This window comes from Legionella israelensis (assembly GCF_004571175.1).
Classification (GTDB): domain Bacteria; phylum Pseudomonadota; class Gammaproteobacteria; order Legionellales; family Legionellaceae; genus Legionella_D; species Legionella_D israelensis.
The window spans coordinates 1960925-1982489 of the sequence record NZ_CP038273.1; the positions used below are offsets into that span (position 1 = coordinate 1960925).

Sequence of the window (21565 nt, forward strand, 5' to 3'; positions counted from 1 at the left end):
CATTGGCCAGATAGTTTATCTGGCCAATGTCTTAAGGTAAATTTATGAAGCATAATATGGCTAATCAAGATGAGTTAAAACAACAAGCAGAAAATATTTACAAAGCATGAGATATCCCTTTCATTTCCAATGATTGTCACAGACTTTCAAAATTTAACTTAGATTTAAGTAAGAGCTATTCATGAAAAAAATTCCCGTACTAATTGTTGGTGGCGGACCTGTTGGCCTTAGCATGGCTTTAGCATTAGCACGTCAAAATATTCATTCATTAGTGATCGAACAACATCCAGGCCGTACAGCACACCCTCGTGCTCGTGGTGTTAGCATGCGAACGATGGAGCTATTTAGGCAATGGGGAAATATTAATGAATTATTGAAATATGAATTTCCAAAAGAAGCAATAAGATTTATTTGGTCAGAGTCCTTGCAGGGCAAAGAAGTGACTCGGGTGGAAATGAAAGGCATAGAAAATTATACGCATGGGCCTATCGGGGCCAGTTTTGTTACACAAGATTGTGTGGAAGACTATTTACATCATACTTTGCGATATCATCAAGAAGCAGAGATTCAATTTTCAAAAGAAATGGTTTCTTTTGAAGAAAATGATACTGGCGTAATGGTGCGACTGCTGAATCGAAAAAGCAATAAAGAAGAATTGGTACACGCTCAATATGTTGTTGCTGCTGATGGCGCTCATAGCCTTACACGCAAACAATTGGAAATTGAAATGGAAGGGACTGATAACTTAGGACGAAGTTGTAGTGTTTATTGTGAATTTGACATATCACAATGGACAAAACATCGGCCTAGCGCCGGATTTTTCTTTATTGATCCTACGATATCCAGCAGGTCATTATTTATGGCCTATGGTAAAAACCGTTGGATAGTCGGTATGCGCTTTACAGCAGAAAATAAAAAAGAAGACTTTACAGATGAATACTGTATAAATGAAATTCGACGTGTTGTTGATGTTTCTAATCTTGATGTCAAAATTATAAATAAAAGTTTTTGGACAATGGCGGCGCAAGTCGCGAGACAATATCGTTATGGCCGAATTTTTTTAGTCGGCGATGCCGCTCATCGTTTACCGCCTACCGGTGGTTTAGGAATGAATACAGGTATTGCTGATGCACATAACTTAGCCTGGAAATTAGCATTTGTGCTGAATCATGACCTTTCTGATTCGCTATTAGATACTTATTATGAAGAACGTGCACCCATTGCTAAACGCAATATTGAATGGAGTACTGAAAACGCGAAACGTTTTTTTGATATCTATAAAGCCATTCATGCCGGTGATCATGAAACGTTAAAAATAAAATTGCATGAGCAACAAAAAAATCTTAATTATGAAGGATTAGATTTGGGTTTTATTTATCATTCAAATGCCGTGGTGTCTGAAAATAGTCAAACCATCAATGTATCTCCCTCTAAATATATTCCCACTACTCTACCAGGTAGTCGAGCACCTTATGTGAAATTAATAAAAGATAATGAAATCATTTCTACCTTAGACCTTTTCGAAAAGAATTTTGTTCTTTTCGTTGGTTCAGAAGGAGAACCTTGGCGAACTGCTGCCAGCGAATTAACCCAAACATTATCATTTCCATTAACCGTTTATAAAGTGGGATCGGATGGTGATTTGATTGATCCTGAAAATACATGGCATGGTATTTATGATATAACCAGGGAAGGCTGTGTCCTGGTACGCCCTGATGGACATGTTGCCTGGCGCAGCCAATCAATGGTGGAAAATCCGAAAAATGAGCTAGAGAGGACTTTTAGCATTATTTTAAACAAAACAACCTATTAGTACGTCAGTTTTTATTTACTGAAATAAAAGAAGAGATACCTGAAGAAATCAAAAAACAGGTGGCTGGCACATTTTTTAATCTGACGTATAAACACAAAGTTAACTTTTCATCACCAAAACAAGTGGTTGCAGAATACCTATACCCAATAAACTTCAAAATGCTAATTTTTTAAGATTTGGAAATTATCATTAATTCGATCATTTAGCTCATTTCCAATACTGGGTAGTATGTCTTCAAAAAATCCAGATATTGCCTCTTTAAAATCTTTGGCCCCTTTAAAAAATCGATTATTCCTGACCTTTTGTAACCCTCCCTTAAAATAGCACCATTTTCAATTAGAGTTTCTCCGGCATAATAAGCAAAAAAGAGGAGGAACGATGAAACGCAGTCGCTTTACAGAAAATCAAATTTTAAACATATTAAAATCAGTTGAAGTAGGACGATTGGTAAAGGATGTATGCCGGGAACATGGGATATCCGATGCCACCTATTACAACTGGAAAGCAAAATACGGTGGGATGGAAGCCTCAGATATTAAACGCATGAAGCAACTTGAGGAAGAAAATGCAAAGCTGAAACGGATGTTTGCTGATTTGTCTCTGGAAAACCGTGCACTGAAGGATGTTATAGAAAAAAAGCTTTGAAGCCGGCTGAAAAGAGGGAAATGGCTGATTATCTGGTGCAGGAACATGGTCTGAGTCTCAGGCGAAGCTGCTCGGTATTACGCTTAAGTCGTACAGCTTACTACTATCAGCCGGCGATGGATAAGGATGAAGCGGTGATAAAAGAATTGGTGACCATAACCGAACACTATCCGCGTTATGGTTTCAGGAAGTTGTTTATCAAATTGCGGCAGGCAGGTTTCTCCTGGAATCATAAAAGAGTATACCGTGTTTATTGTGAGTTGAAGTTAAATATAAGGCGAAAAGGAAAACGCAGATTAGCTTCCCGTCACCCGGAACCTCTTGCTGTGCCTGATTCCCTTAACCATACATGGTCAGCTGATTTTATGAGTGATGCCCTCAATTGCGGCAGAAGATTCAGGACTTTTAATGTGGTAGATGATTTTAATCGGGAAGCTTTGGCAATTGAAATTGATTTGAGCTTGCCTGCTCTAAGGGTTATTCGGGTACTTGACCATATTGCCGCCAATCGAGGATATCCTGCAAGGTTGCGACTTGATAATGGACCTGAGTTTATTTCCCTTGCGTTAGCGGATTGGGCAGAAAAGCATGGTGTTATTCTTGAGTTTATTCAGCCGGGAAAGCCAACTCAAAATTCATTTGTGGAGCGGTTCAATAGAACTTATCGGAATGAAATATTGGATTTTTATCTATTTAGAAGTCTCAATGAGGTACGTGATATTACCACAAATTGGATGAAAGAATATAACGAAGAAAGACCACATGAATCACTCGGTGATATGTCACCTTTGGATTACAGATTGATTAAAAACAGGTCGGAAAACTCTAATTATAACTGGCACTAAAAAAGGGAGGTTTACACTTTTCATTCATCACCTTCCATAATCTCTCGATAGGGTTAAGATTAGGACTATATGGGGGGTAAAAAGAGCAGCTTAATACCAAGTTCCACGGCTTTTTCGGCAATGAGTGAGGCACGGTGGTAACCAGACCTGTCTAAAATCAGATGGACTGTTTTTGAGCCATATTGAGAACGTATTTTACCCATGAAATCAACGATAGACTGCGCATTAATTGTTTCATATTCTGATGTTATGGTCTGTGCAATTTGTCCAAGTTGGATGGCACCAACGATATTTAATCTCGTGCGACTAGCTGTTGTGTCTACATGTTTTGTTTTGCCTGTTCTTATCCAATCATAAGATAATTTTGTTGCTTGTGTTGGATGTACTGCATCCATAAAAAGGATTGGTTCATCGCTTCCAACTTCTTCTTTAAGCGTTTCATAGGCAGTAATAAATTGTTTTTGTAATTCGGGGTCGGCTTTGTGGGGTCGGCCTTTAGGCTTTTTATAGCTAAATCGATTGCGGTGTAGCCATTTGTTCATGCCAGACACTGTGTAACTAACACCATAATGCTCTTGCACATACAAAATGATTTCATGATTATGATGGTAGGTATGTGCTTCTAGATGAGCAATAAGCTCCTGAGTTTGAGCTTGTGTTAATTGACCTGATGAACCACCGCTTTCATTCTTTAACTACCGGCTTGATAATCTTGGATATGGCGAATAATCTTAGATTGATGGATTCTGAGAGCCTGGCTAATTTTGGGAACCGTCCATCCTTCTGAGCGCAATAATATTGCTTTAATGCGATCTCGTTCCTTCCCATTTTCTTTAAGGGAATGCTCTATCTCAAGGCGGTCTTTTTCTTCTTTTGTTAGAAATAATCTTTTCATGCCGCATAGTATGATCCTTTTTTTGAACAATACAAGCATTTTGAATGATCATGGGTATATTTGCATTATTAAACATTGAGTTTTATATGCCTCATATTCAGTGCATAAAGCATCGTAACAATATTCTCGCTAAAATCCTCCGAAACAATAATTGGGGAACCCCGAAAGGATTTTTTAATCACTTCTATCTTGGCCAGAATTTTAAAGACAAACTATCATTACGCGAACAGCAATGGCAGGAAGAAAAAGAAGCAGAAATCAACCCAACTAAAATCAGCAAAAATGAAATCAGCTCAGGGTTTGATACATCTAGCGATATAATAGATAAACGCTTAGTCAAACTCGAGGCCAAGATTTATGAGAAGGGGTGCTTAATCAAAAAACTAACAGAAAGCATCTATCAAGAGTCCTCTGAAGAAATAATTTTAAGTCTTCGGGAAAAAATCCAAAAGCTGCGCAGAGAGCTGGAAGGCTTATGGCATGAGCAGTTTCTTATTGAACAAGAGATAGAAAACGAGAAAAAATATAATAATACGCAGCTTTGTGCGTAACACAGGTTGTCTTGCAGGAAACTTTTTAAGTGATTGGTTTATGGTTATTGATGAAATTTATGTTTAAAGTAGGGGAGCCCTTACTGATTGAAAATGAGAAGACATCACCCGTAATCAAAGTAAGTCGTTAATATGGTACCAAGTGCCGTCGTTTTAGATTAGAGGCTGATATCAAAACGATAAAAGCCAAATTTCATCTTGATGAACTGGAAGAAATAGAGCCTCGATATAATATCGCTCCAACACAAGATATTTTGGCTATCTATCAAATCGAACCTGATTATCTAAAAGCTTCTTATTTTTATTGGGGATTAATTCCTTTCTGGGCAAAAGATAAAAAAATTGGAAGTCAGATGATCAATGCAAAAGCAGAAACACTGTCACAAAAACCTACTTTAAAAAAGCTTTTGAACAACGTCGTTGTATTGTTCCCATGTCTGTTTTTTTTGAATGGGAAAGGCAGTGAGATAAAAAAACGTTTTATATTAAACATTGAATGAATTACCTACTAGCAGTGGCTTCAATTTGGGAACACTGGCAGGGAAGAGAGGGAGAACATATCAATTCTGCTGCTTGATCACAACCGAAGCCAATGAATTTTTGTCTGATGTTCATCATCGCATGCCTGTAATTTTGGATCAAAGACCCAAAACACTTGGTTAAACCCTGAAAGTGATATAGATGAATTGCAAAATGTACTTGTTCCTTATCAACATGATGATTTAATTAGTTATCTTATCACCCCAAAAATGAACAATGCGTGTTTTAAATTGCAAGATGCTATTGAGCCGATTTCAAAGGAATAAAAAAATAAAAATCAAGCCTGTTTTTCTAAAAAAATTCTGATATAGTGTTTGTGCTTCCTGCAAAATTGAAATCAATTCTCCTTGTGGATAAGTGTATTTGCTAAGCACTCTGATTTTCATAAAATTTCCCGCGCTATTTCTAAAACATCAGAGCCATCAAGGCTTTACATCTTAATTTAATTGAAATGAGGATACTTTCTTATCCACAAAAACAGTGGATAACTCTGTGAATACTTCGTGAAATAAGCGTTGGTACAAGCTATTCCTGCATTGATTCCTAATTTCACAAACTGATATCCATATATAGACAAAAGAACTAATAACATTACCTCATTATCAAATAAATTGATTCTTTATAACTGCCAGTAGTTCATTTACATTATTTACTATCATGTCAGGTTCTGAATTAGCAATCCAATCACGATGCCTAATGCCTTGTGCATGTGTAGCGCCCAAAAATCCAATAACCTGCATTTTTGCTGCCTTCGCAGCTTTAATTCCCAAAGCATGATCTTCAATAACAAGGCAATGCCCAGGAGGGATAGCGAATGTATGTGCCGCTTTTAAGAATACATCAGGCTCTGGCTTGCGCTGCATTGTTTCCTCCACGCCTATGATCAATTCATCACTAAAATATTTTTTTAAACCGGTAATTTGCAAAGTGCTTTGGATGTAATCGAAGTTACCATTAGAAGCAATACATTTATTTATTTTCTTATTATCCAGAAAATTCAGGATTTGATGAATATTCTCTACTGGTTTTAGAAGAGATGGGTAATTAGCTTCAGTTTCACGTCCAATTTTAGAAAAATCTAATCCTATTTCAGATGAGCCAAATTCATCCGCTAAAATATCCGCGAATGTTTTTTCATTACTGAGAGCAGAAAATAATTTCAAGGATTGTTCAACTGTTATGGGATATCCAAGACGGATCATTTCTGCTGCACAAAATTGGTGCCATATTATTTCACTATCAATTAGTACACCGTCATTATCAAATATAATCAGCTCTATTCTTATACTCATGTTCGTTCTATTTCATCTTTGTTTAATAATAATATCAAAAGCCAGGATTGTCCGTTTTCGTAATCGTATTTTGAGATTCTCAAAGTCCACGTTGTTTATAACTCTCTCGCCTACCTTATTTATACTATTTTAGACGAGTGGATTTGAGCTAATCTTATTTGAGATAGATAGCGTACCTTATCTATCTCAAACATGCTAATATCGTGAAAAAGCCAAAGGAGTGACCCTTGAATTTTCTCGATCATCAAAATGACAAAAATGCGAAGTTTGTGATAGATAAAATTTCAAGCAAGGTTAGTGTTCAATTTGATACCAATTCTTTAAAAGCATGGCTTGGATATTATTATGAAGTTCATGTCAAAGGTGCACCGCTTAAAACCGAACAGGCCAAAATGAAAGATCTGACCAAATTTATTCAGTTCTTTGAAATGGAAGTAGGGCATGATCATGTGGATAGCTGGACACCAGCGGTCAGCAAACAGTTTCAAAAAAATTTATCCTCCACCATTTCATCAGTGACCGGAAAATCGTATAAGGCAACCACGGTTAATCGCACCATGGCAACGATTCGACATGTGGGGCGGTGGCTGCATCAACATCGGCCATTATTGGCGGGTGATCCATTATCCCAAGTAAAAGATGTACAGGTTGATTCGCCAGATTGGAATGGATTAACCAGCCGTCAATTAATGCGACTTAAATCTGCTTGTGAACAACGCATTAAAAGCTGTACCCGAAAAAATCAAAATCCATTATTCGAAGCAGCCATCTTTTATACTTTATTAGGAAGTGGGCTTCGAGCATCGGAGCTGGTATCGCTAAATGTCTATCAGTATGAAAGAAAGGGGCTATCCAATGTTGTTCGCCATAAAAGTAAACGGGTGACGGGCAGGGTGCCGTTGCCAGTAGAGTCCAGGCAATTCCTGGATCAGTATTTGGAACAAAGGCAGCCTGATCCGGAAGGGCCATTATTTGTAACACGCTATAACACTCGGCTTAAAACGTTGGACGTATATCGAACTTGCCAGCGTCTTTTGAAACAGGCTTTGGCCTTTTTGCCGGATGAGGAAAAATTTGAGTTTACTCCTCATAAGCTACGGCATACTTTTCTTAAAAGAGTAACAGATAAACATGGTGTTCATTTTGCGCAAGAGGTAAGTGGGAATGTTTCGATTAAAGAAATATTTCGTTATGCAAAACCAAGTGAAGAAGAGATGCAAGAGACGATCGAGACTCTTTTTTATAATATGGTGAATGAAGTTTGATTAAGGGTTAAAAAAGCGAGGGATAATGGACGTAAATTATATTAGCTCTTTGGTGACCATACTATTAGGGATATTGGTTTTTTTGGGATATGTTACTGGTTTTTTTAAGTGGTGCGTAAAAAAGATAAAGTCTATTTATAAGATTCTTAATAAAAAAAACAAAAAAATAGTTATTCACCTTGAAAATAGTCAATTCCCTGAACTTTCAAATTGGTGGCATATGGGGGCTATACGCTCAAATCCAGCTATGCAAGTAGTAGCCGAATTGCTTGCGACGAATAACACTGATAAGCAAATTATTCTTACAGGTTCTTTGTTGAGAAAACGTAAAATTCGAGGACAGGTTTTAACTAAAGCTGTTAATGGAAGAGTTTATAGCACTGAAAATCCAATTCCACCAGGTACCACCACAAAAATATCTTTAAATTTTTGGGTTGAACCTCCCTTTAAAAAGGAAGGAGTAGATTTTGTTTCAGATATAGCTGTCATAGATAATTATGGTGAAAAGCATTGGGTGCCAAAAGTGAAATTTAAATACAATTAGACCTAGTGACACGACACTTCCTGTAAGATATAACAGGGTCTATTACATTTTTGATAAAAATCTAATGCCCTTTAAAATTGATTATATGTCACAAAATCAAAAATCCATTTAGTTTATAGAGACTTAATTAGTGCTAAGACACCCAATATAAATAAAATGTAGGGTAATCCCCCCATTTTTAACTGACACTAAAAGTAGAAACCTAGGCTGCTAGAGCCAATTTTCTTTTGGGTGGTATACCTCCAATAGCCGAGTTAGGACGTTCATTGTTATAAGACCAAAGCCACTTGGTGGCCTGTTGTTGGACTTGTTCGATACTCTCAAATAAGTATTGATTAAGCCAATCATACCGAACAGTACGATTATAGCGCTCAATATAGGCATTTTGCTGCGGACAACCTGGCTGAATGAATACAAGCTCAATATCGTGATTTTTAGCCCATCTTGCGAGCTTATGGCTTACGTATTCAGGCCCATTATCACAACGTATCTGCTTAGGCTTGCCTCGCCATTCAATGACTTGCTCCAGTGTCCGGATGACTCGGGCAGAAGGCAATGAAAAATCCGCTTCGATTGTCAGGCCTTCCCGGTTAAAGTCATCAATAATATTCAGTAACCGATAACAGCGTCCATTATCCAGTTGATCATGCATAAAATCCATTGACCAGGACTGGTTGCTTGATGTTGGCACGGCCAGGGACTCAGGCTTTTCCCTAATTAACCGTTTTTTGGGTTTTATCCGTAAATTTAACTCGAGCTCTTTGTATACACGGTAAACACGTTTGTGATTCCAACAAAAACCTTTCACGTTGCGCAAATATAAAAAACACAAGCCAAATCCCCAGTTACGGTTGTTTTGAGTTAAGCGCATTAGCCAATCCGCTATGACCCTGTTTTCCTCATTCAGTTTGGGTTCATAACGGTAGCACGTCTCACTGATGCTAAATAACCAGCAAGCCATCCTGACTGCAATATTCCGTTCCCGCACTATCATGCGCGCAAGCTCTCGGCGAGCGGATGGCTTTTTTACTTTTTTTCAAGCACCTCTTTTAAAATTTCTGACTTTAAGCGCTCTTCAGCGTACATCTTCTTTAAGCGGCTATTCTCTGCTTCAAGTTCCTTTAGCCGAGCCATCATTGGAAGATCCATGCCTCCATACTTGGCTCGCCAGTTATAGAATGTCGCATTGCTTATACCATGCTCTCGACATAAATCTGGAACTGCAACACCACTTTGAGCTTGCTTCAATATCGACAGGATTTGGCTGGCACTAAATTTTGATTTCTTCATGCAGAATCTCCTTGCACATACATTACGATAAAATTCTACTTTTGGCATCAACTATTTTGTGGGCGGATTACCGTAGCAAAATAACCCCAATAATCCTCGTAATAAGGCTGAATTTTTATCTGATTTCTCAGGGCGATTTCATCAAAGTTCAAAAATCAAACGATAAGAGTATCTCAACTGTAGAAGAGAGAGTTGATTTATCTGGCAAATTAAAATAGAAAGTGTTAATAATCAGGCACCTACGTTGACCGACGTAGATTATAAAAATCTTAAGAAGGAGCCTGATTGTGTTAGAAAGTACGCGTAAATTTGGAAAAAATCAATATTTGTTTCATTGTTTTCTGTCCATCCGCGATCCACGAGTTGGAGGTCGTTGCACGTATTCACTTTTAACGATACTGATTATTGTTTTATGCGGATTAATATGTGGCTGTGACAGTTGGAAAGCCATGGAGATTTTTGCCAGGTCGCGCAAGCGATGGTTAAGCCAATTTATTGACGTCAGTGAAGGTTTGCCAAGCCATCACACATTGGCACGGGTATTTTCTCTGATTGACCCTTTAGAATTTGAGCGTTGTTTAAGTTCATGGATAGAAGGAATCAGTCAATTTTTTATGGATGAGCTGATTGCGATTGATGGTAAGACGAGTCGCGGCTCCTCTTATCAAAGGGGCCATAAGAAGGCGACCCATCTGGTGAATGCTTACTCCCCACGCTTATCCGCGACGCTTGGAAGCACGGTTACACCTGACAAGTCTAATGAAATAAAGGGGATACCTGTACTACTAAAAGCACTCAATATCAAAGATAAAGTAATAACGATTGATGCAATGGGAACGCAAAAGGGAATTGCCAATTTAATACGTCTCAAACAAGCTCATTATGTGCTTGCTTTAAAAAAGAATCATAAACGCATGCACCGGAAAGTGGATAACCTCTTTCAAAAAGCGGACTCCCTAAATTACAAAGCCATGGTTTTCCAACAGAAAGACACCAATAATTATGACCACAGCCGTTTTGAAGAAAGAACATACACCGTATTACCAGCCATGTACCTTCGCGGTCAACAATGGAAAGATTTAAGCGCCTATATCCGTGTGCAATCCACGCGGCATCTACCCACAGGAGACATTGAAACGGCTACACGTTACTACATGACATCCCTGCCTTATAAAAAACACAACTTAATGCGTCAGGCGATTCGCGACCATTGGAAAATAGAAAATGGCTTACACTATAAGTTGGATGTCGGTATGAACGAAGATCAATGCCCCATATATCGCGGCTATGCAGATAGAAATTTGAGCATTATGCGTAAAATAGTCCTTAAATTATTAACCCAAGATACTTCAAACCAAGATGGCATTGCTTTAAAACGAATGAAAGCTGCCCTTTCTACGCAATATTTGAAAAAAGTGATTGGATTTTGAACTTTGATGAAATCGCCCTGAATTTTCGTAAATTACCTCTATAACTTAATATTTGTTTAATAAACAAGCATTACAATGCTGTTTACAAATTTAAACGTGATTGAAGGCAGCATAATGGCTGATATTAAACTCAGTAAACATAGTAAAAGACTCATGTCTCAATGCTTGGGGACTGAAGTGACTGTATCAGATATTACAACTGATACATTACTCATCTGGTTAAATAAAGAAGAAAGTTGTGTTGACTCAGCAGTAAAAGATAAACGTTTTCTGCTTGAGTCTATCCGTGCTGCTTTATTGCGTGATTATAAGAATCATTTGTCAGAATGTGAGCCCGATCAAAAAGATAAAAAAGAAAAAAAACGTTGGCCCGCTAAAATTAAATTTGCTTTATTAGTAATTGCGGGAACCATTTTCTATGGCTGTGAAGGATTTGACAGTATCACTGCTTTGTTGGGAATTTTTAATTTACCTGCGGTGGCGACCTTTATTGTAGGTTCTGTTTTTTCCATTTTTTCTATTCTTGTCTTCTACGGTTTTGATTTACAGCAAATTTCTCAACATTTAGGTGTCAAGATAAAAAATGCACCAAAATTGCTGGATCTTTATTTGAAGCAACTCAAATACGCCAGAGAACTGTACACCCAAATTTCACTCAAGGCTAAAACGGCCTCAAAGGAGGATTTAAATAATTACCTGGCTATCCTGAATTATCTGGAAAGTCGAAAAGGGGAGTTACAGGAAACTCAGAAAACTTTTGACAAAGCGATTCATCATCCTGCTTTGGTTGTCGCAAAGTATGCTACGGCGGCTGTGGCCGGTGTTTTGTTTTTTGGCGGCGGATATTTTGCTGGTCAAACGGTCGCTTTGGCTGTTGTTGGCTTGTTTATCGCTTCGGTTTCACCGGTTTCATGGCCTGTGATTGCAATAAGTTTGACCGTGGCTTTGGCCGCATTCAGTATATACTGGTTTGTGGAACGCCCTTTTGTACAAAACCTTATTGGTCGTTGGATGGGCTTGGATAAGGATAAAATTGAGCAGTTTTCCGATGAAACAACTCCTCACGATGAGAAGAAAACAAATAAAAAAAGTGTTGCTGATAGAGACTCTGAGAATCTTAAGATAGCCAGAAATATGATTGAAATGAAAGAGCAAAACATTAAATTAGAAGAGCGTCAAAGTGTCGCTTCGCAACCTATAACGATTGAACCTCAGACTTCTCGCAAGGATCCGCGTTATCCTAAGCTGGTGAGCATGGATTATAGCGTATCGAATGTGAGACGAGTTACATCCACATCTGTGCCTGAGAAACACTATTCAGGAGAAAAGGCGAACTCAGGTGTTCTTTGGTTTTCTTCACCTAAGGGTCAGAATATAGAATCTGATGTTCATTATCATAAAACTTCTGAGAGCCCTGTTTACTCAACCAGCCAATAATCGGTATTTGCATTAAATCTTCAATGTCGCTTTCACAAAGGGAATGGTGATTTTTCGCTGCGCGGCTAGTGAAGCCTTATCGAGATGATGAAGCAGCAGATTTAAATCGTGCATGTTACGCGAACAGCGATTAATAAGATATTGGCCGACATTGGCAGGGAAATTAAACCCTCGTTTTTGCGCATGATGTTTTAAGGTTTTGATTTTGTCTTCATCACAAAGTTCATGAAGGTGCAGTACAAGCCCCCAGCTTAAGCGTGATTTTAAATCGGCAAGAAGAATAGGCATGGCTGCGGGCGGCAATTTGCCGGACATGATTAATTGGCTGCGCCCATTCTCTTTGATACGGTTATATAAATGAAAAAGTGCTTCTTCCCATTCCTTATGCCCGGCAATAGCATCAATATCATCTATACAAATGAAATGTTGACCCTCAATGTCTTCAATGGACTGTGGTCCCCATTCTTTTAAAACGGTCATTGGCAGGTACACTGCCGCTTGACTGGCAGCCACTTCCTGACAACAGCCTTGTAATAAATGTGATTTGCCGCTTCCCGAATTGCCCCATAGATAAAGTGTGCGTTCTCCTTGATTTTGCAAGATTAACTGCAATTGTTGCTCGAGAAGGTGATTGTTGTTCCAACAGAAATCAGCAAGCGTCGCCTCTTCATTGAGATGAATTGCCAAAGCCAGTTGTTGGTTGGTTAATTCCGGCTGTGTTTTGGCCATGCTTTATTTCCCCATGTCCACACGTAATCAATGAAACTCGCACTTGTAGTAATGGTGGTCAATACAATGAGTGAAAAGAGAATATAAGGAGGGAAGCGAAAATAAGCCAATTCAAATAGGCATATGGTCACTAACGATAATTGAAAAGTAGTATTAAACTTGCTTAATCGAGTAGGTTCAAAATCCATCTGACGCTGAATTAACAGATACCAGGCCAGAACACCAAAAGATATAGTGATGTCCCTTAAAATAACCAGAATAACCAGCCACCACGGCAAACTTCCAAGCAAGGCAAGGGAAATGAAACTGCATACCACTAAAAGCTTATCGGCCAGAGGATCGATCATTGAGCCAAAGACCGTTTGCCAGTGAAAATGACGAGCGAGCCAGCCATCCAGCCCGTCGGTTAAGCCCGCAATAATAAAAATATAAAATGCGTATATATATTCCTGCTGATGTAAAAAGACCAGAAATGGCACAATTAAGATCAGCCGAAAAAAAGTTAATGCATTGGGTATATATTTTAAAATCATGAGTGAATTCGGTCATTTTTTTATTTACCCTCTTTTACAGAGAAGAGGGGCATTTGTGCACATTAATTGCCGGGCAGAGGGTATGTCTGCCGTCTCCATATTTTAAAAATATGGCCGGTCAAATTAAATAGAAACGTTATTAGTTTATACAATACCTTCCTTTCTGTCACGCTATTGAAAAACTGGCTTTGGCTCGTAATGGATTGTTTCCTGGTTTCAGGCTGCGTAACATGCGTTTTTCATTGAAAAATTTTTATGTCTCGAGCTTGGCGTTTTTCGTCAGACCTGAAGATGGTTGCTGATGAGGAAGAATCAGCCATTTCATCGCCAAATAAGCGAGAAGACTTACTAAACTGAGAAGAATCATAAAAGGCTCAACGGTTTCAATAACGGCAAAAGCGCTTATTGCGCTGAAGGCGGCAGAAAGGCTGAACTGAATAAACAAGGATATTGCCATGGCGGTAGCCATGTGTTTCGGAAAAGGACGGACAATCGAAGCTGTGGTCGAGGCGACAATAAAGCCTGTACCGAAATAATAAATCAGCATCGGGATGATGAAAGAGCAGAACAGCGAAGGACTGTAAAGATGAAACACAAGCATGCTGAATGAAGCCGCCACAAAAAAATGAACACCGATACCCACAAGACGACGACTGTCGATTTTATTGACCAGGCTGCCGCAAAATGCCGTTCCAAGGACATGGGCAATCAGCATGGCTGTTTTAATTGCACCATATAACTTAAGACTTATGCCTTCATTTTTAATGAGAATAAAAGCGGCACTGGTATTAAAAGCAGATTCTCCCGCCATCATTAAAGCAGAAATGAGTAAATATCCTATGAAAAGAGGATGTTTGAGGATGGTAGAAAAAAGGAAGGAGGATGTTAGATGGGGACTGGGAAGCTTTTTACTTTCATGGATACCGTTAAGGAAGAATAACAACAGAAGACTGTACATCCCCATAAACAGAAAAGGTGTCTGCCAGTTGAAATGGGCATTCAACAGAGCGCCTAAAAGTGGCAGAAAACATATCATCAGTCCTGCCAAAGAAAAATAAAAGGAGAAAAGTCGGGTGGCCTGTCGTTCATTATGACGATCATTAATAATGGCTCGACCCATTAACAGTGTGGCGCCTACTGCGCATCCCTGGATAAAACGACAAATGAACAACAAGATAATACTGTTGGTGCCTGCAGCGGCAAAATTGCTGAGAGTAAATAAGAGCAGGCCGGTAAAAAATATCGGTTTACGTCCGGTTTTTTCAGACCATGGCCCCCAGAACAAAACGCTAAATGCTTTTCCAAATAAAAAGCAACTGATGGTAAGCTGCATTTTCCCGGCAGTAGTATGAAAAACCGATGTTAAATGCGGCAGGGCCGGGGTAACCAAATGGATAGCCAGGTTCCCTAAAAACCAACTGAATAAAATGATCGATGAATCTCTCCGGCTCACTGTTTGGCTCCCAGAAATTGTGTGGATGAATGTTTATTGATTTTCATCTGGGTAAACTGAGTGATGAAGCATGCGACAGATATCAATGCATAAACCATGGCTAAAAGAAAAAAAATGAAGGGCAAAGGTATAAAACCTGCAACCCATCCTCCAAGCAAAAGACCCGTGAGGTTACCCATTTTAGCCAGTGAATTAGCAAGACCAATGGCATAACCTTGTTTTGGCGAAAGATCACTGACGAGGGTGAATAAGGCTGGCAGTAAGGCTGCAATCACAATACCCCAACAAAGGCGGATGAGGCAAAGTAGTGCAAAATTTTGCACGCAGGCATGAGCTAGCATCAGCAACATTCCTATTCCCGAATAAGTGACAAAATAAGTTTTAATCTTTCCCGACTGGCCGCGGGCTTTATCAAATTGACGGCCGCAGTATTCAGCACTTAACAGGATTCCTGTTGCAGGAAGCGAGTATAAAAGGCCGATAAGCCAAGGTTGTTCAGTAAAAACTGAAGCATAAATAGAAAAAAAAGAGTCAGGTAAAAATCTTGCTGTCTGCGTCAAAATGATCAAAAGGGCTAAGGAGGGAAAGAGAAGGCCGAGCGAAGGGGCGGAGGGCTGGCTCGCTTTCTCAGCGGACATCGTGCTTTTACTTTCCGGCAAGGTCCAGTGCATGATCAGTGTTGGTATCAGACAAAATAGCGAGGCTGTGAGAAACAGTCCTTTAAAGCCGAAAAAGGTTAAAAGAAAGCCGCCGCAGGCTCCGGCAACGCTCGTTGCCAGTGCCTTGGAGGTTTGTAATCTGGCCAATTGCCTTCCCTTGTTTTCCCAATTGGACAGGGATAAAGCATAGGTTTGCATGGCAGCAATAAAACCGGCAAATCCGCCTTGCAAAAGACGTATCAACAAAATACTGAATAATGACTTGGCCATGGCCATACAGGCTTGACTAATCACCAATGCCCAGGCAGCGCGCATCAGCATGGATTTATAACCAAAACGATCAGCAAGCAGCCCCCAGATTGGCGCCATTAGGATGGTCATAAGCATGGGCAAGGCTAACAGAATGGAACTGTATATAGAAGGCGATAAAGTTCCTGTGTTTTGCTGTTCATGAACCAGAAGAGGCAGGAAAGGATTGCCCATTTCCAAGGCCAAAAGAATAAAAAACTGGCTGCACAGAAGGATAGTCTGAATTTTTTTAGTCATGAGTCGGCCAGAGGGTTGGGTAAAGGATAATACACATAATCTGCTTGTATTGGATTAAGCCGCATGGACAGCAGACATTTATGCTGCCAAGGTTCGTTTAACAGCTTATAAGATTGTTCATTAAATAGAGCAGGATGAACATCTTTCCTGATCCTGGTTAAGGCCTTCTCCACGATGCCTCTTACTTCTTTCCATAGCTTTGTCACGGAAATATGATAATGTTGGTGGAGGGCATGAATCCAATAAATAATATTACTTTCCAGATTTCCATGAATAAATTTATGACGCACCTCATCCATGTTTTGCGTTGTAATGGTCGATTCTGGATGCAGTTCAGGTTTATTGGGGTGGTCAAACATGGCTTGCTGGCAGACTCTGATATTACCGAGATCACGAAGAATGAGTCCTTTTGGCCGATGATGAGAAAATATAAGCAAGGTGTTTTGCTGATGAGCTTCAAAGGCGATTCCATGGCTTAGCATAAAATGCAATTGCCCTGACAGGACAATGTCGCAATAATTTCTGAAATAATCCAGTGGATGTAAACCACTGGCTTGAATAATGTCAATGAGTAAAGAGGTGTGGTTGAGTGAAGCGGTCAAAAGAGCCGCCAGAGGAACGGCCTGCTGCTGTTCGTTAAGCAGGTGAACCGGATGCTGTCTTAATAAAACAGATAATTGCCTTTGTCCATGCTCAGCAATACTCGCATCATTGATTCTTAAGCCTGTAAAATCTCTGGCAATAAACAGCGTTTGTTCATAATGGTTTTTGTTGCCAAGCAATTGATTTATCCACTGGGATAAGCGCGGTCCATTATGAACGGATGCTGGAGATACCGTCCGTTTTGCCGAGGTGGCATGAATATTGGTGGCAAGCTTAATATGACAAGCTTTGTGTGAGGGTTCGGGCATCATGGTGCGAAATGACATAGACGGATATAAACTTTGGTGGTGCGGCAAGAGAATCAGCGTTTTGCTGTCAATGAGCGTTGCACATTGGCTGATCAGCTGATTGCGCCATTGCCAGGGATGAACGGGAACCGGATAATATTCATCCGGATTGAATTGTTTAAAAGCAAGATGTTTCCTCCAAGCCTCAAATTCTTTCGGGTACTGTTCAGCCAGAATGCTTTGATAATTGAAGGGAACGTCTGTAGTGTGGGCGCTTGATTTCTTTAAAGCGCACCAGTGGATGCTGACTCGGGCGCGAAATTCGGGTGAATATTGTAAAACTTCGCGGCGACTGAAGCCGATTTTAGCACGAAAATTTGGATGCGTAGGGTGTCCTGTGCATCCCCATTGTTCAAGAAACAGCAACAATTCGGCCTGAGATTTGGTTTCAGTTAATCCTTTCCAGAAGTTCTCGCATGAATGGTTGTCCCGTTTTAACTGACGCTGCCAATGCTCTCTAAACGCCAGAGCCAAAGCTTCATTGGCTATGGATTCCTTCATTTCATAGCTCAAACTTTGCCAATGAAAAAATTGACTTTCTGGTAAGTATTGTTTGAGCTTAATCCTAAGCTGCGTTATGAAGTCTTGAATATGATGGCTGTGAATCGGCTGATTTATTAATCCTTCAAGAAGTGCGGCTTGCTGCAGTCTGTATAATGATTTTCGATGAGCTATGGCAATAAAATAATCCACTGTGGATGATGAGAGCCCAATGCCTGCCTCAAACAATAAAAAACGTAATTGGTGGCTCAGTTCATCAAAATTTCCATAGGCCAGTGCCATTGCGAAACTCCTAATTGACTCATGTAACGCAGCTTCGTCTTTTTTGCCTCTTTGGACGCATTTTGCAATTTCAAATGCTCATTTACTCCATGTAAACTGCGCTTTAAAATTTCAAAATGCGTCCAAATGTTCTAAAAAATACTATGTTGCGTAACATGAATGATTTATATCGTAAACGCCAATATAAATGATAATGATTATCATTTGCAAGTATAACGTTAAAAATAGAGATTAAAAAAAGGAAGAGATGCGATAGAAGAGGTAGAAAACGCGGCCTTCAACTTTTTTAAAGCGGACATGAATTCTCGCGCCCTGGCTGCGATATCTGGATTCGAAGTATTTGGCCAGGCTATCCACATTTGCGCTTGGCGAAGCGCAAATGTAAACAGGCACTGGAAATGCAGCAGACCTTAGCCTGGTGAAGTCATTTCTTCTGGCTTAACGTATTCATCAAACTCTTCAGCCGTTAAAATGCCGAGTTTTACGGCAGCTTCTTTTAAGGATGTATGGTCATGGTGCGCCGTTTTGGCAATTTTGGCGGCTTTATCATAACCAATATGCTGGTTAAGAGCCGTGACCAGCATCAGCGAATTATGAAGATATTCATCAATGACTTTATGGTTAGCTTCGAGTCCTTCAATACAGAATTTTCGAAACGATTGACAGCTGTCAGCCAGCAGGTTCAGTGAATGCAGCAGATTAAAGATAATGACCGGCTTGAACACGTTAAGCTCAAAGTTACCTTGACTGTCGGCCATGGCAATCGTTGTATCATTGCCAATCACCTGAGCGCAGACCATGGTTATGGCTTCACACTGAGTAGGATTGACCTTGCCGGGCATGATCGATGAACCTGGTTCGTTTTCAGGAAGAATTAATTCGCCAATTCCACAACGAGGGCCTGAACCGAGCCAACGAATGTCATTGGCAATTTTCATTAAAGCACAAGCCAGCGCCTTTAATTGACCATGTGCAGCAACCAGAGGTTCATGAGAGGCCAGGGCGGCAAATTTATTAGGGGCAGAGATAAAAGGTAAATCCGTTAATCTGGCAATCTGAGCCGCTGCTTTTTCAGCAAATAAAGGATGAGTGTTCAAGCCTGTGCCCACAGCGGTTCCACCTAAAGCCAGTTCATAAAGCTCAGGCAAACTTTCTTTAATGCGGTCAATACAGGCATTCATCTGAGCAACATAGCCTGAAAATTCTTGCCCAAGGGTCAAAGGCACGGCATCCTGCAAGTGTGTACGACCGATTTTGACAATGTCCTTGAAAGCTTCTTTTTTCGCTGCCAGGGCATCACGTAATTGCTCTAATGCAGGCAGTAATTTTTTATGAATGGCAAGAGCTGCGGCAATGTGCATGGCAGTAGGGAAGGTATCGTTTGAGGATTGTGACATGTTGACGTGATCATTGGGATGGATGGGAGTTTTGCTGCCCATCTTACCGCCGGCAAGTTCTATGGCACGGTTGGCAATGACTTCATTGGTATTCATATTAGACTGTGTACCGCTGCCTGTCTGCCAGACATGTAAAGGAAAATGCTCGTCAAGTTGGCCTGAACTGACTTCTTCTGCAGCTTTTATAATCAACTCCGCTTTGTTCTTGGGTAGTTTACCTAAGTCGAGATTGGTCAGGGCGGCTGCTTTTTTCAAAATACCAAAGGCATGGCTTACTTCTCGTGGAATAATATCTTTGCCAATATTAAAATGATGCAGGGAACGTTGCGTTTGTGCTCCCCAGTATTTATCGGCTGGCACTTCAATCTCACCCATGCTGTCGGTTTCTATACGTGTTTTATTCATAAAAGATTCCCTTAGTGAAACGAAATTATGCATCATAGCATGATTTTATAGTAATAACTCATGAGTAATAAGCAGAAAAGCGGCCAGAACCTAATGCTTGTTGAAAACGATACTAAAACCAGGAAAATCAAATTGCCTAAGACAAGATGAGAGAATATAATCTAAACTCAGATGATATTAACTGCATGTTTTTTTCTTGAAAAATATCCGTATTTATCAGGCAGGCGATTATCAGCCGGGCTCTCTTATTCAGTTAACGGAGTCTGCCGGACAGCATGTAGGTGTCGTTTTGCGTATGTTACCCGGTGAAAAAATCACCTTATTCTCAGGAAATAATCTAGAATTTGATGCGGTGATTTCTACCGTCCATAAAAAAAAGGTATCGGTGGAGATTTTATCGGTTGCTGAGGTAAATCGCGAATCACCCTTGGCCATTCATCTGGCTCAGGCAATGTCCAAAGGCGAGCGAATGGAGTGGGTCGTTCAAAAGGCTGTGGAACTGGGTGTGAGCAGTATTCAGCCATTGGTCACTCGTCGTTGTGTGGTTAAACTGGATCAGCAAAGGGCTGCCAAAAAAATTGCGCAATGGCAAGCCATTGCGGTTGCTGCTTGTGAACAGTCGGGACGTAATCAATTACCGTTGATACACCCCATACTTTCTTTTGAGGAGTACTTGGCGCAAAATCAGGATGTCGACAAATTAATACTCCACCCCCAGACCGAAAAAAGTTGGCGGCATTATTCTTTTAACTTCGATGGGCTTTCTTTATTAATTGGTCCGGAAGGTGGTTTTAGTCAGGATGAAGTGAGGCAAGCGCTTGCTGCAGGTTTTATGCCTTTATCACTAGGACCAAGAGTTTTACGCACCGAAACGGCAGCCATTGCTGCAATCAGTATTTTGCAAGCTGCAGGAGGTGATCTATAATGGTCATACATGCGTTGTCTTTTTGTCAAGGTGTTGCTATTGTGATGATAGGCAGCACAAAACATGGTAAGTTATCAGGCTTGTTGGCCTTTCTGTTTTGAGCCGCGATAGCCAGTATAATGAGGGACTTAGTCTGTGGATGTCATTCACAAGGCTGATGTGCTGAACCTGCCTTCATGCAGTCGTAAAAGGAATGACCCCGCAGAGGCTAAATTAAAAACAAACGATAGAGGTTTCCTATGAGCGATCATATTAAAACAGTAACCGATGCCAGTTTTGAGCAGGAGGTATTAAATTCATCTAAGCCTGTTTTAGTGGATTTTTGGGCAGAATGGTGCGGTCCCTGTCGCGCATTAAGTCCTGTTCTTGAAGAGGTTGCGGCTAATCACAGCGAGGATGTGGTTTTCGCAAAAATCAATATTGATGAAAATCCGCAGGCTCCTTCTAAATATGGAGTGATGAGCATCCCCACCTTGATTTTGTTTAAAAATGGTCAGGTAGAGGCAGTGAAAATGGGATTACTCTCCAAATCTCAATTAAGTGCTTTTGTTGAAAGTAATGTATAATATATGTATGTCACTTTAAAAAGTTGTATTTCATTGGGAAGCTATGGTAAGCTTTTAAAGCATGCTAGCTTC

21 protein-coding genes and 1 pseudogene are annotated in these 21565 nt (G+C 40.0%); 11 read left to right on the plus strand and 11 right to left on the minus strand.

Annotation, left to right across the window (positions count from 1 at the left end):
• The first annotated feature begins 181 nt into the window (after positions 1-181).
• Complete coding sequence (locus tag E4T55_RS08910) at positions 182-1813, plus strand: FAD-dependent monooxygenase (protein ID WP_058502300.1); 1632 nt, start codon at positions 182-184, stop codon at positions 1811-1813.
• A 378-nt stretch (positions 1814-2191) separates the two neighbouring features.
• A protein-coding gene (locus E4T55_RS08920; RefSeq protein ID WP_242604080.1) for an IS3 family transposase occupies positions 2192-3303 on the plus strand; the annotation gives its coding sequence in 2 pieces (ribosomal slippage) (positions 2192-2444 and positions 2444-3303; 1113 coding nt in all).
• Here the strand turns inward: E4T55_RS08920 and E4T55_RS15630 are convergent.
• Genes E4T55_RS15630 through E4T55_RS15460 form a run of 3 tightly spaced genes read right to left on the minus strand, consistent with a single transcriptional unit; the run spans position 3284 to position 4198 of the window.
• Positions 3284-3436 carry a transposase gene (locus E4T55_RS15630; protein WP_242604091.1) on the minus strand — a complete coding sequence of 51 codons (153 nt, stop codon included), beginning with the start codon at positions 3434-3436 and terminating at the stop codon, positions 3284-3286. The two genes, E4T55_RS08920 and E4T55_RS15630, sit on opposite strands and share 20 nt — an antisense overlap.
• A complete protein-coding gene (locus E4T55_RS15455) occupies positions 3369-3938 on the minus strand; it encodes an IS630 family transposase (RefSeq protein WP_238583452.1) in 570 nt (189 codons plus the stop codon). The genes E4T55_RS15630 and E4T55_RS15455 overlap by 68 nt, the downstream gene beginning before the upstream one ends.
• A 56-nt stretch (positions 3939-3994) precedes the next feature.
• The gene (locus E4T55_RS15460; RefSeq protein ID WP_223168342.1) at positions 3995-4198 is read right to left on the minus strand and encodes a helix-turn-helix domain-containing protein; all 204 of its coding nucleotides are present in this window, start codon (positions 4196-4198) and stop codon (positions 3995-3997) included.
• 44 nt (positions 4199-4242) lie between these two features.
• On the opposite strand from E4T55_RS15460, the gene E4T55_RS08930 reads away from it, so the two are divergent.
• The 3 genes and pseudogenes from E4T55_RS08930 to E4T55_RS15635 all read left to right on the plus strand — a co-directional run bounded on the left by E4T55_RS08930 (position 4243) and on the right by E4T55_RS15635 (position 5412).
• On the plus strand, positions 4243-4749 hold the full coding sequence (locus E4T55_RS08930) for a hypothetical protein (RefSeq protein WP_058502892.1): 507 nt from the start codon (positions 4243-4245) through the stop codon (positions 4747-4749).
• 155 nt (positions 4750-4904) lie between these two features.
• Positions 4905-5249, plus strand: a pseudogene (locus tag E4T55_RS08935) (SOS response-associated peptidase family protein); the annotation flags it as partial.
• A 73-nt stretch (positions 5250-5322) separates the two neighbouring features.
• On the plus strand, positions 5323-5412 hold the full coding sequence (locus tag E4T55_RS15635; RefSeq protein ID WP_162262349.1) for an SOS response-associated peptidase family protein: 90 nt from the start codon (positions 5323-5325) through the stop codon (positions 5410-5412).
• Between the two features lie 479 nt (positions 5413-5891).
• Here E4T55_RS15635 and E4T55_RS08945 read toward each other — a convergent pair whose 3' ends face one another.
• Positions 5892-6581 carry an HAD family hydrolase gene (locus tag E4T55_RS08945; protein WP_058502890.1) on the minus strand — a complete coding sequence of 230 codons (690 nt, stop codon included), beginning with the start codon at positions 6579-6581 and terminating at the stop codon, positions 5892-5894.
• Positions 6582-6808: 227 nt separating this feature from the next.
• On the opposite strand from E4T55_RS08945, the gene E4T55_RS08950 reads away from it, so the two are divergent.
• Both E4T55_RS08950 and E4T55_RS08955 read left to right on the plus strand, forming a co-directional pair.
• Positions 6809-7846: a tyrosine-type recombinase/integrase gene (locus tag E4T55_RS08950; RefSeq protein ID WP_058502889.1), complete on the plus strand. Its 1038-nt coding sequence runs from the start codon at positions 6809-6811 to the stop codon at positions 7844-7846.
• 25 nt (positions 7847-7871) lie between these two features.
• Complete coding sequence (locus tag E4T55_RS08955; RefSeq protein WP_058502888.1) at positions 7872-8390, plus strand: hypothetical protein; 519 nt, start codon at positions 7872-7874, stop codon at positions 8388-8390.
• 202 nt (positions 8391-8592) lie between these two features.
• On the opposite strand, the gene E4T55_RS08960 is transcribed toward E4T55_RS08955, so the two are convergent.
• Positions 8593-9680, minus strand: a protein-coding gene (locus E4T55_RS08960) for an IS3 family transposase (RefSeq protein ID WP_162262348.1) whose coding sequence is annotated in 2 segments (ribosomal slippage) — positions 8593-9419 and positions 9419-9680 — 1089 coding nt in all. Because the reading frame shifts where the segments join, the coding sequence is not laid out codon by codon here.
• Between the two features lie 287 nt (positions 9681-9967).
• Between E4T55_RS08960 and E4T55_RS08965 the strand changes: the two genes are divergently transcribed.
• Together E4T55_RS08965 and E4T55_RS08970 are read left to right on the plus strand one after the other, a co-directional pair.
• The gene (locus E4T55_RS08965) at positions 9968-11110 is read left to right on the plus strand and encodes an ISAs1 family transposase (RefSeq protein ID WP_115325252.1); all 1143 of its coding nucleotides are present in this window, start codon (positions 9968-9970) and stop codon (positions 11108-11110) included.
• 114 nt (positions 11111-11224) lie between these two features.
• Positions 11225-12547, plus strand: a complete 1323-nt coding sequence (locus tag E4T55_RS08970) for a hypothetical protein (RefSeq protein WP_131780712.1) — start codon at positions 11225-11227, stop codon at positions 12545-12547.
• A 12-nt stretch (positions 12548-12559) separates the two neighbouring features.
• On the opposite strand, the gene hda is transcribed toward E4T55_RS08970, so the two are convergent.
• The 6 genes from hda to fumC all read right to left on the minus strand — a co-directional run bounded on the left by hda (position 12560) and on the right by fumC (position 20002).
• On the minus strand, positions 12560-13276 hold the full coding sequence (hda, locus tag E4T55_RS08975; protein WP_058502670.1) for a DnaA regulatory inactivator Hda: 717 nt from the start codon (positions 13274-13276) through the stop codon (positions 12560-12562).
• On the minus strand, positions 13252-13809 hold the full coding sequence (locus E4T55_RS08980) for a CDP-alcohol phosphatidyltransferase family protein (RefSeq protein WP_058502669.1): 558 nt from the start codon (positions 13807-13809) through the stop codon (positions 13252-13254). Before E4T55_RS08980 ends, hda begins: the two co-directional genes overlap by 25 nt.
• A gap of 253 nt (positions 13810-14062) precedes the next feature.
• Positions 14063-15262 (minus strand): MFS transporter, encoded by a 1200-nt coding sequence (locus E4T55_RS08985; RefSeq protein WP_058502668.1) that lies wholly within the window; start codon positions 15260-15262, stop codon positions 14063-14065.
• Entirely contained in the window at positions 15259-16467 is a 1209-nt protein-coding gene (locus E4T55_RS08990; RefSeq protein WP_058502667.1) for an MFS transporter, read from the minus strand. The genes E4T55_RS08985 and E4T55_RS08990 overlap by 4 nt, the downstream gene beginning before the upstream one ends.
• Positions 16464-18200 (minus strand): IucA/IucC family protein, encoded by a 1737-nt coding sequence (locus E4T55_RS08995; protein WP_058502666.1) that lies wholly within the window; start codon positions 18198-18200, stop codon positions 16464-16466. The genes E4T55_RS08990 and E4T55_RS08995 overlap by 4 nt, the downstream gene beginning before the upstream one ends.
• Positions 18201-18610: 410 nt before the next feature.
• Positions 18611-20002, minus strand: coding sequence for a class II fumarate hydratase (gene fumC, locus E4T55_RS09000; RefSeq protein WP_058502665.1), 1392 nt, complete (start codon positions 20000-20002; stop codon positions 18611-18613).
• 196 nt (positions 20003-20198) lie between these two features.
• On the opposite strand from fumC, the gene E4T55_RS09005 reads away from it, so the two are divergent.
• Entirely contained in the window at positions 20199-20927 is a 729-nt protein-coding gene (locus tag E4T55_RS09005; RefSeq protein ID WP_058502664.1) for a 16S rRNA (uracil(1498)-N(3))-methyltransferase, read from the plus strand.
• A gap of 239 nt (positions 20928-21166) precedes the next feature.
• On the plus strand, positions 21167-21493 hold the full coding sequence (trxA, locus tag E4T55_RS09010; RefSeq protein ID WP_058502663.1) for a thioredoxin: 327 nt from the start codon (positions 21167-21169) through the stop codon (positions 21491-21493).
• Positions 21494-21565: the final 72 nt, after the last annotated feature.

Excerpts from the sequence above, each read along its gene's own strand:
- E4T55_RS08980 (WP_058502669.1), bottom strand. The coding sequence starts at position 13,809 with ATGATTTTAAAATATATACCCAATGCATTAACTTTTTTTCGGCTGATC.
- hda (WP_058502670.1), bottom strand. The coding sequence starts at position 13,276 with ATGGCCAAAACACAGCCGGAATTAACCAACCAACAACTGGCTTTGGCA.
- E4T55_RS08930 (WP_058502892.1), top strand. The coding sequence starts at position 4,243 with ATGATCATGGGTATATTTGCATTATTAAACATTGAGTTTTATATGCCT.
- E4T55_RS08970 (WP_131780712.1), top strand. The coding sequence starts at position 11,225 with ATGGCTGATATTAAACTCAGTAAACATAGTAAAAGACTCATGTCTCAA.
- E4T55_RS08945 (WP_058502890.1), bottom strand. The coding sequence starts at position 6,581 with ATGAGTATAAGAATAGAGCTGATTATATTTGATAATGACGGTGTACTA.
- E4T55_RS08990 (WP_058502667.1), bottom strand. The coding sequence starts at position 16,467 with ATGACTAAAAAAATTCAGACTATCCTTCTGTGCAGCCAGTTTTTTATT.
- E4T55_RS15460 (WP_223168342.1), bottom strand. The coding sequence starts at position 4,198 with ATGAAAAGATTATTTCTAACAAAAGAAGAAAAAGACCGCCTTGAGATA.
- E4T55_RS08910 (WP_058502300.1), top strand. The coding sequence starts at position 182 with ATGAAAAAAATTCCCGTACTAATTGTTGGTGGCGGACCTGTTGGCCTT.
- fumC (WP_058502665.1), bottom strand. The coding sequence starts at position 20,002 with ATGAATAAAACACGTATAGAAACCGACAGCATGGGTGAGATTGAAGTG.
- trxA (WP_058502663.1), top strand. The coding sequence starts at position 21,167 with ATGAGCGATCATATTAAAACAGTAACCGATGCCAGTTTTGAGCAGGAG.
- E4T55_RS08995 (WP_058502666.1), bottom strand. The coding sequence starts at position 18,200 with ATGGCACTGGCCTATGGAAATTTTGATGAACTGAGCCACCAATTACGT.
- E4T55_RS08955 (WP_058502888.1), top strand. The coding sequence starts at position 7,872 with ATGGACGTAAATTATATTAGCTCTTTGGTGACCATACTATTAGGGATA.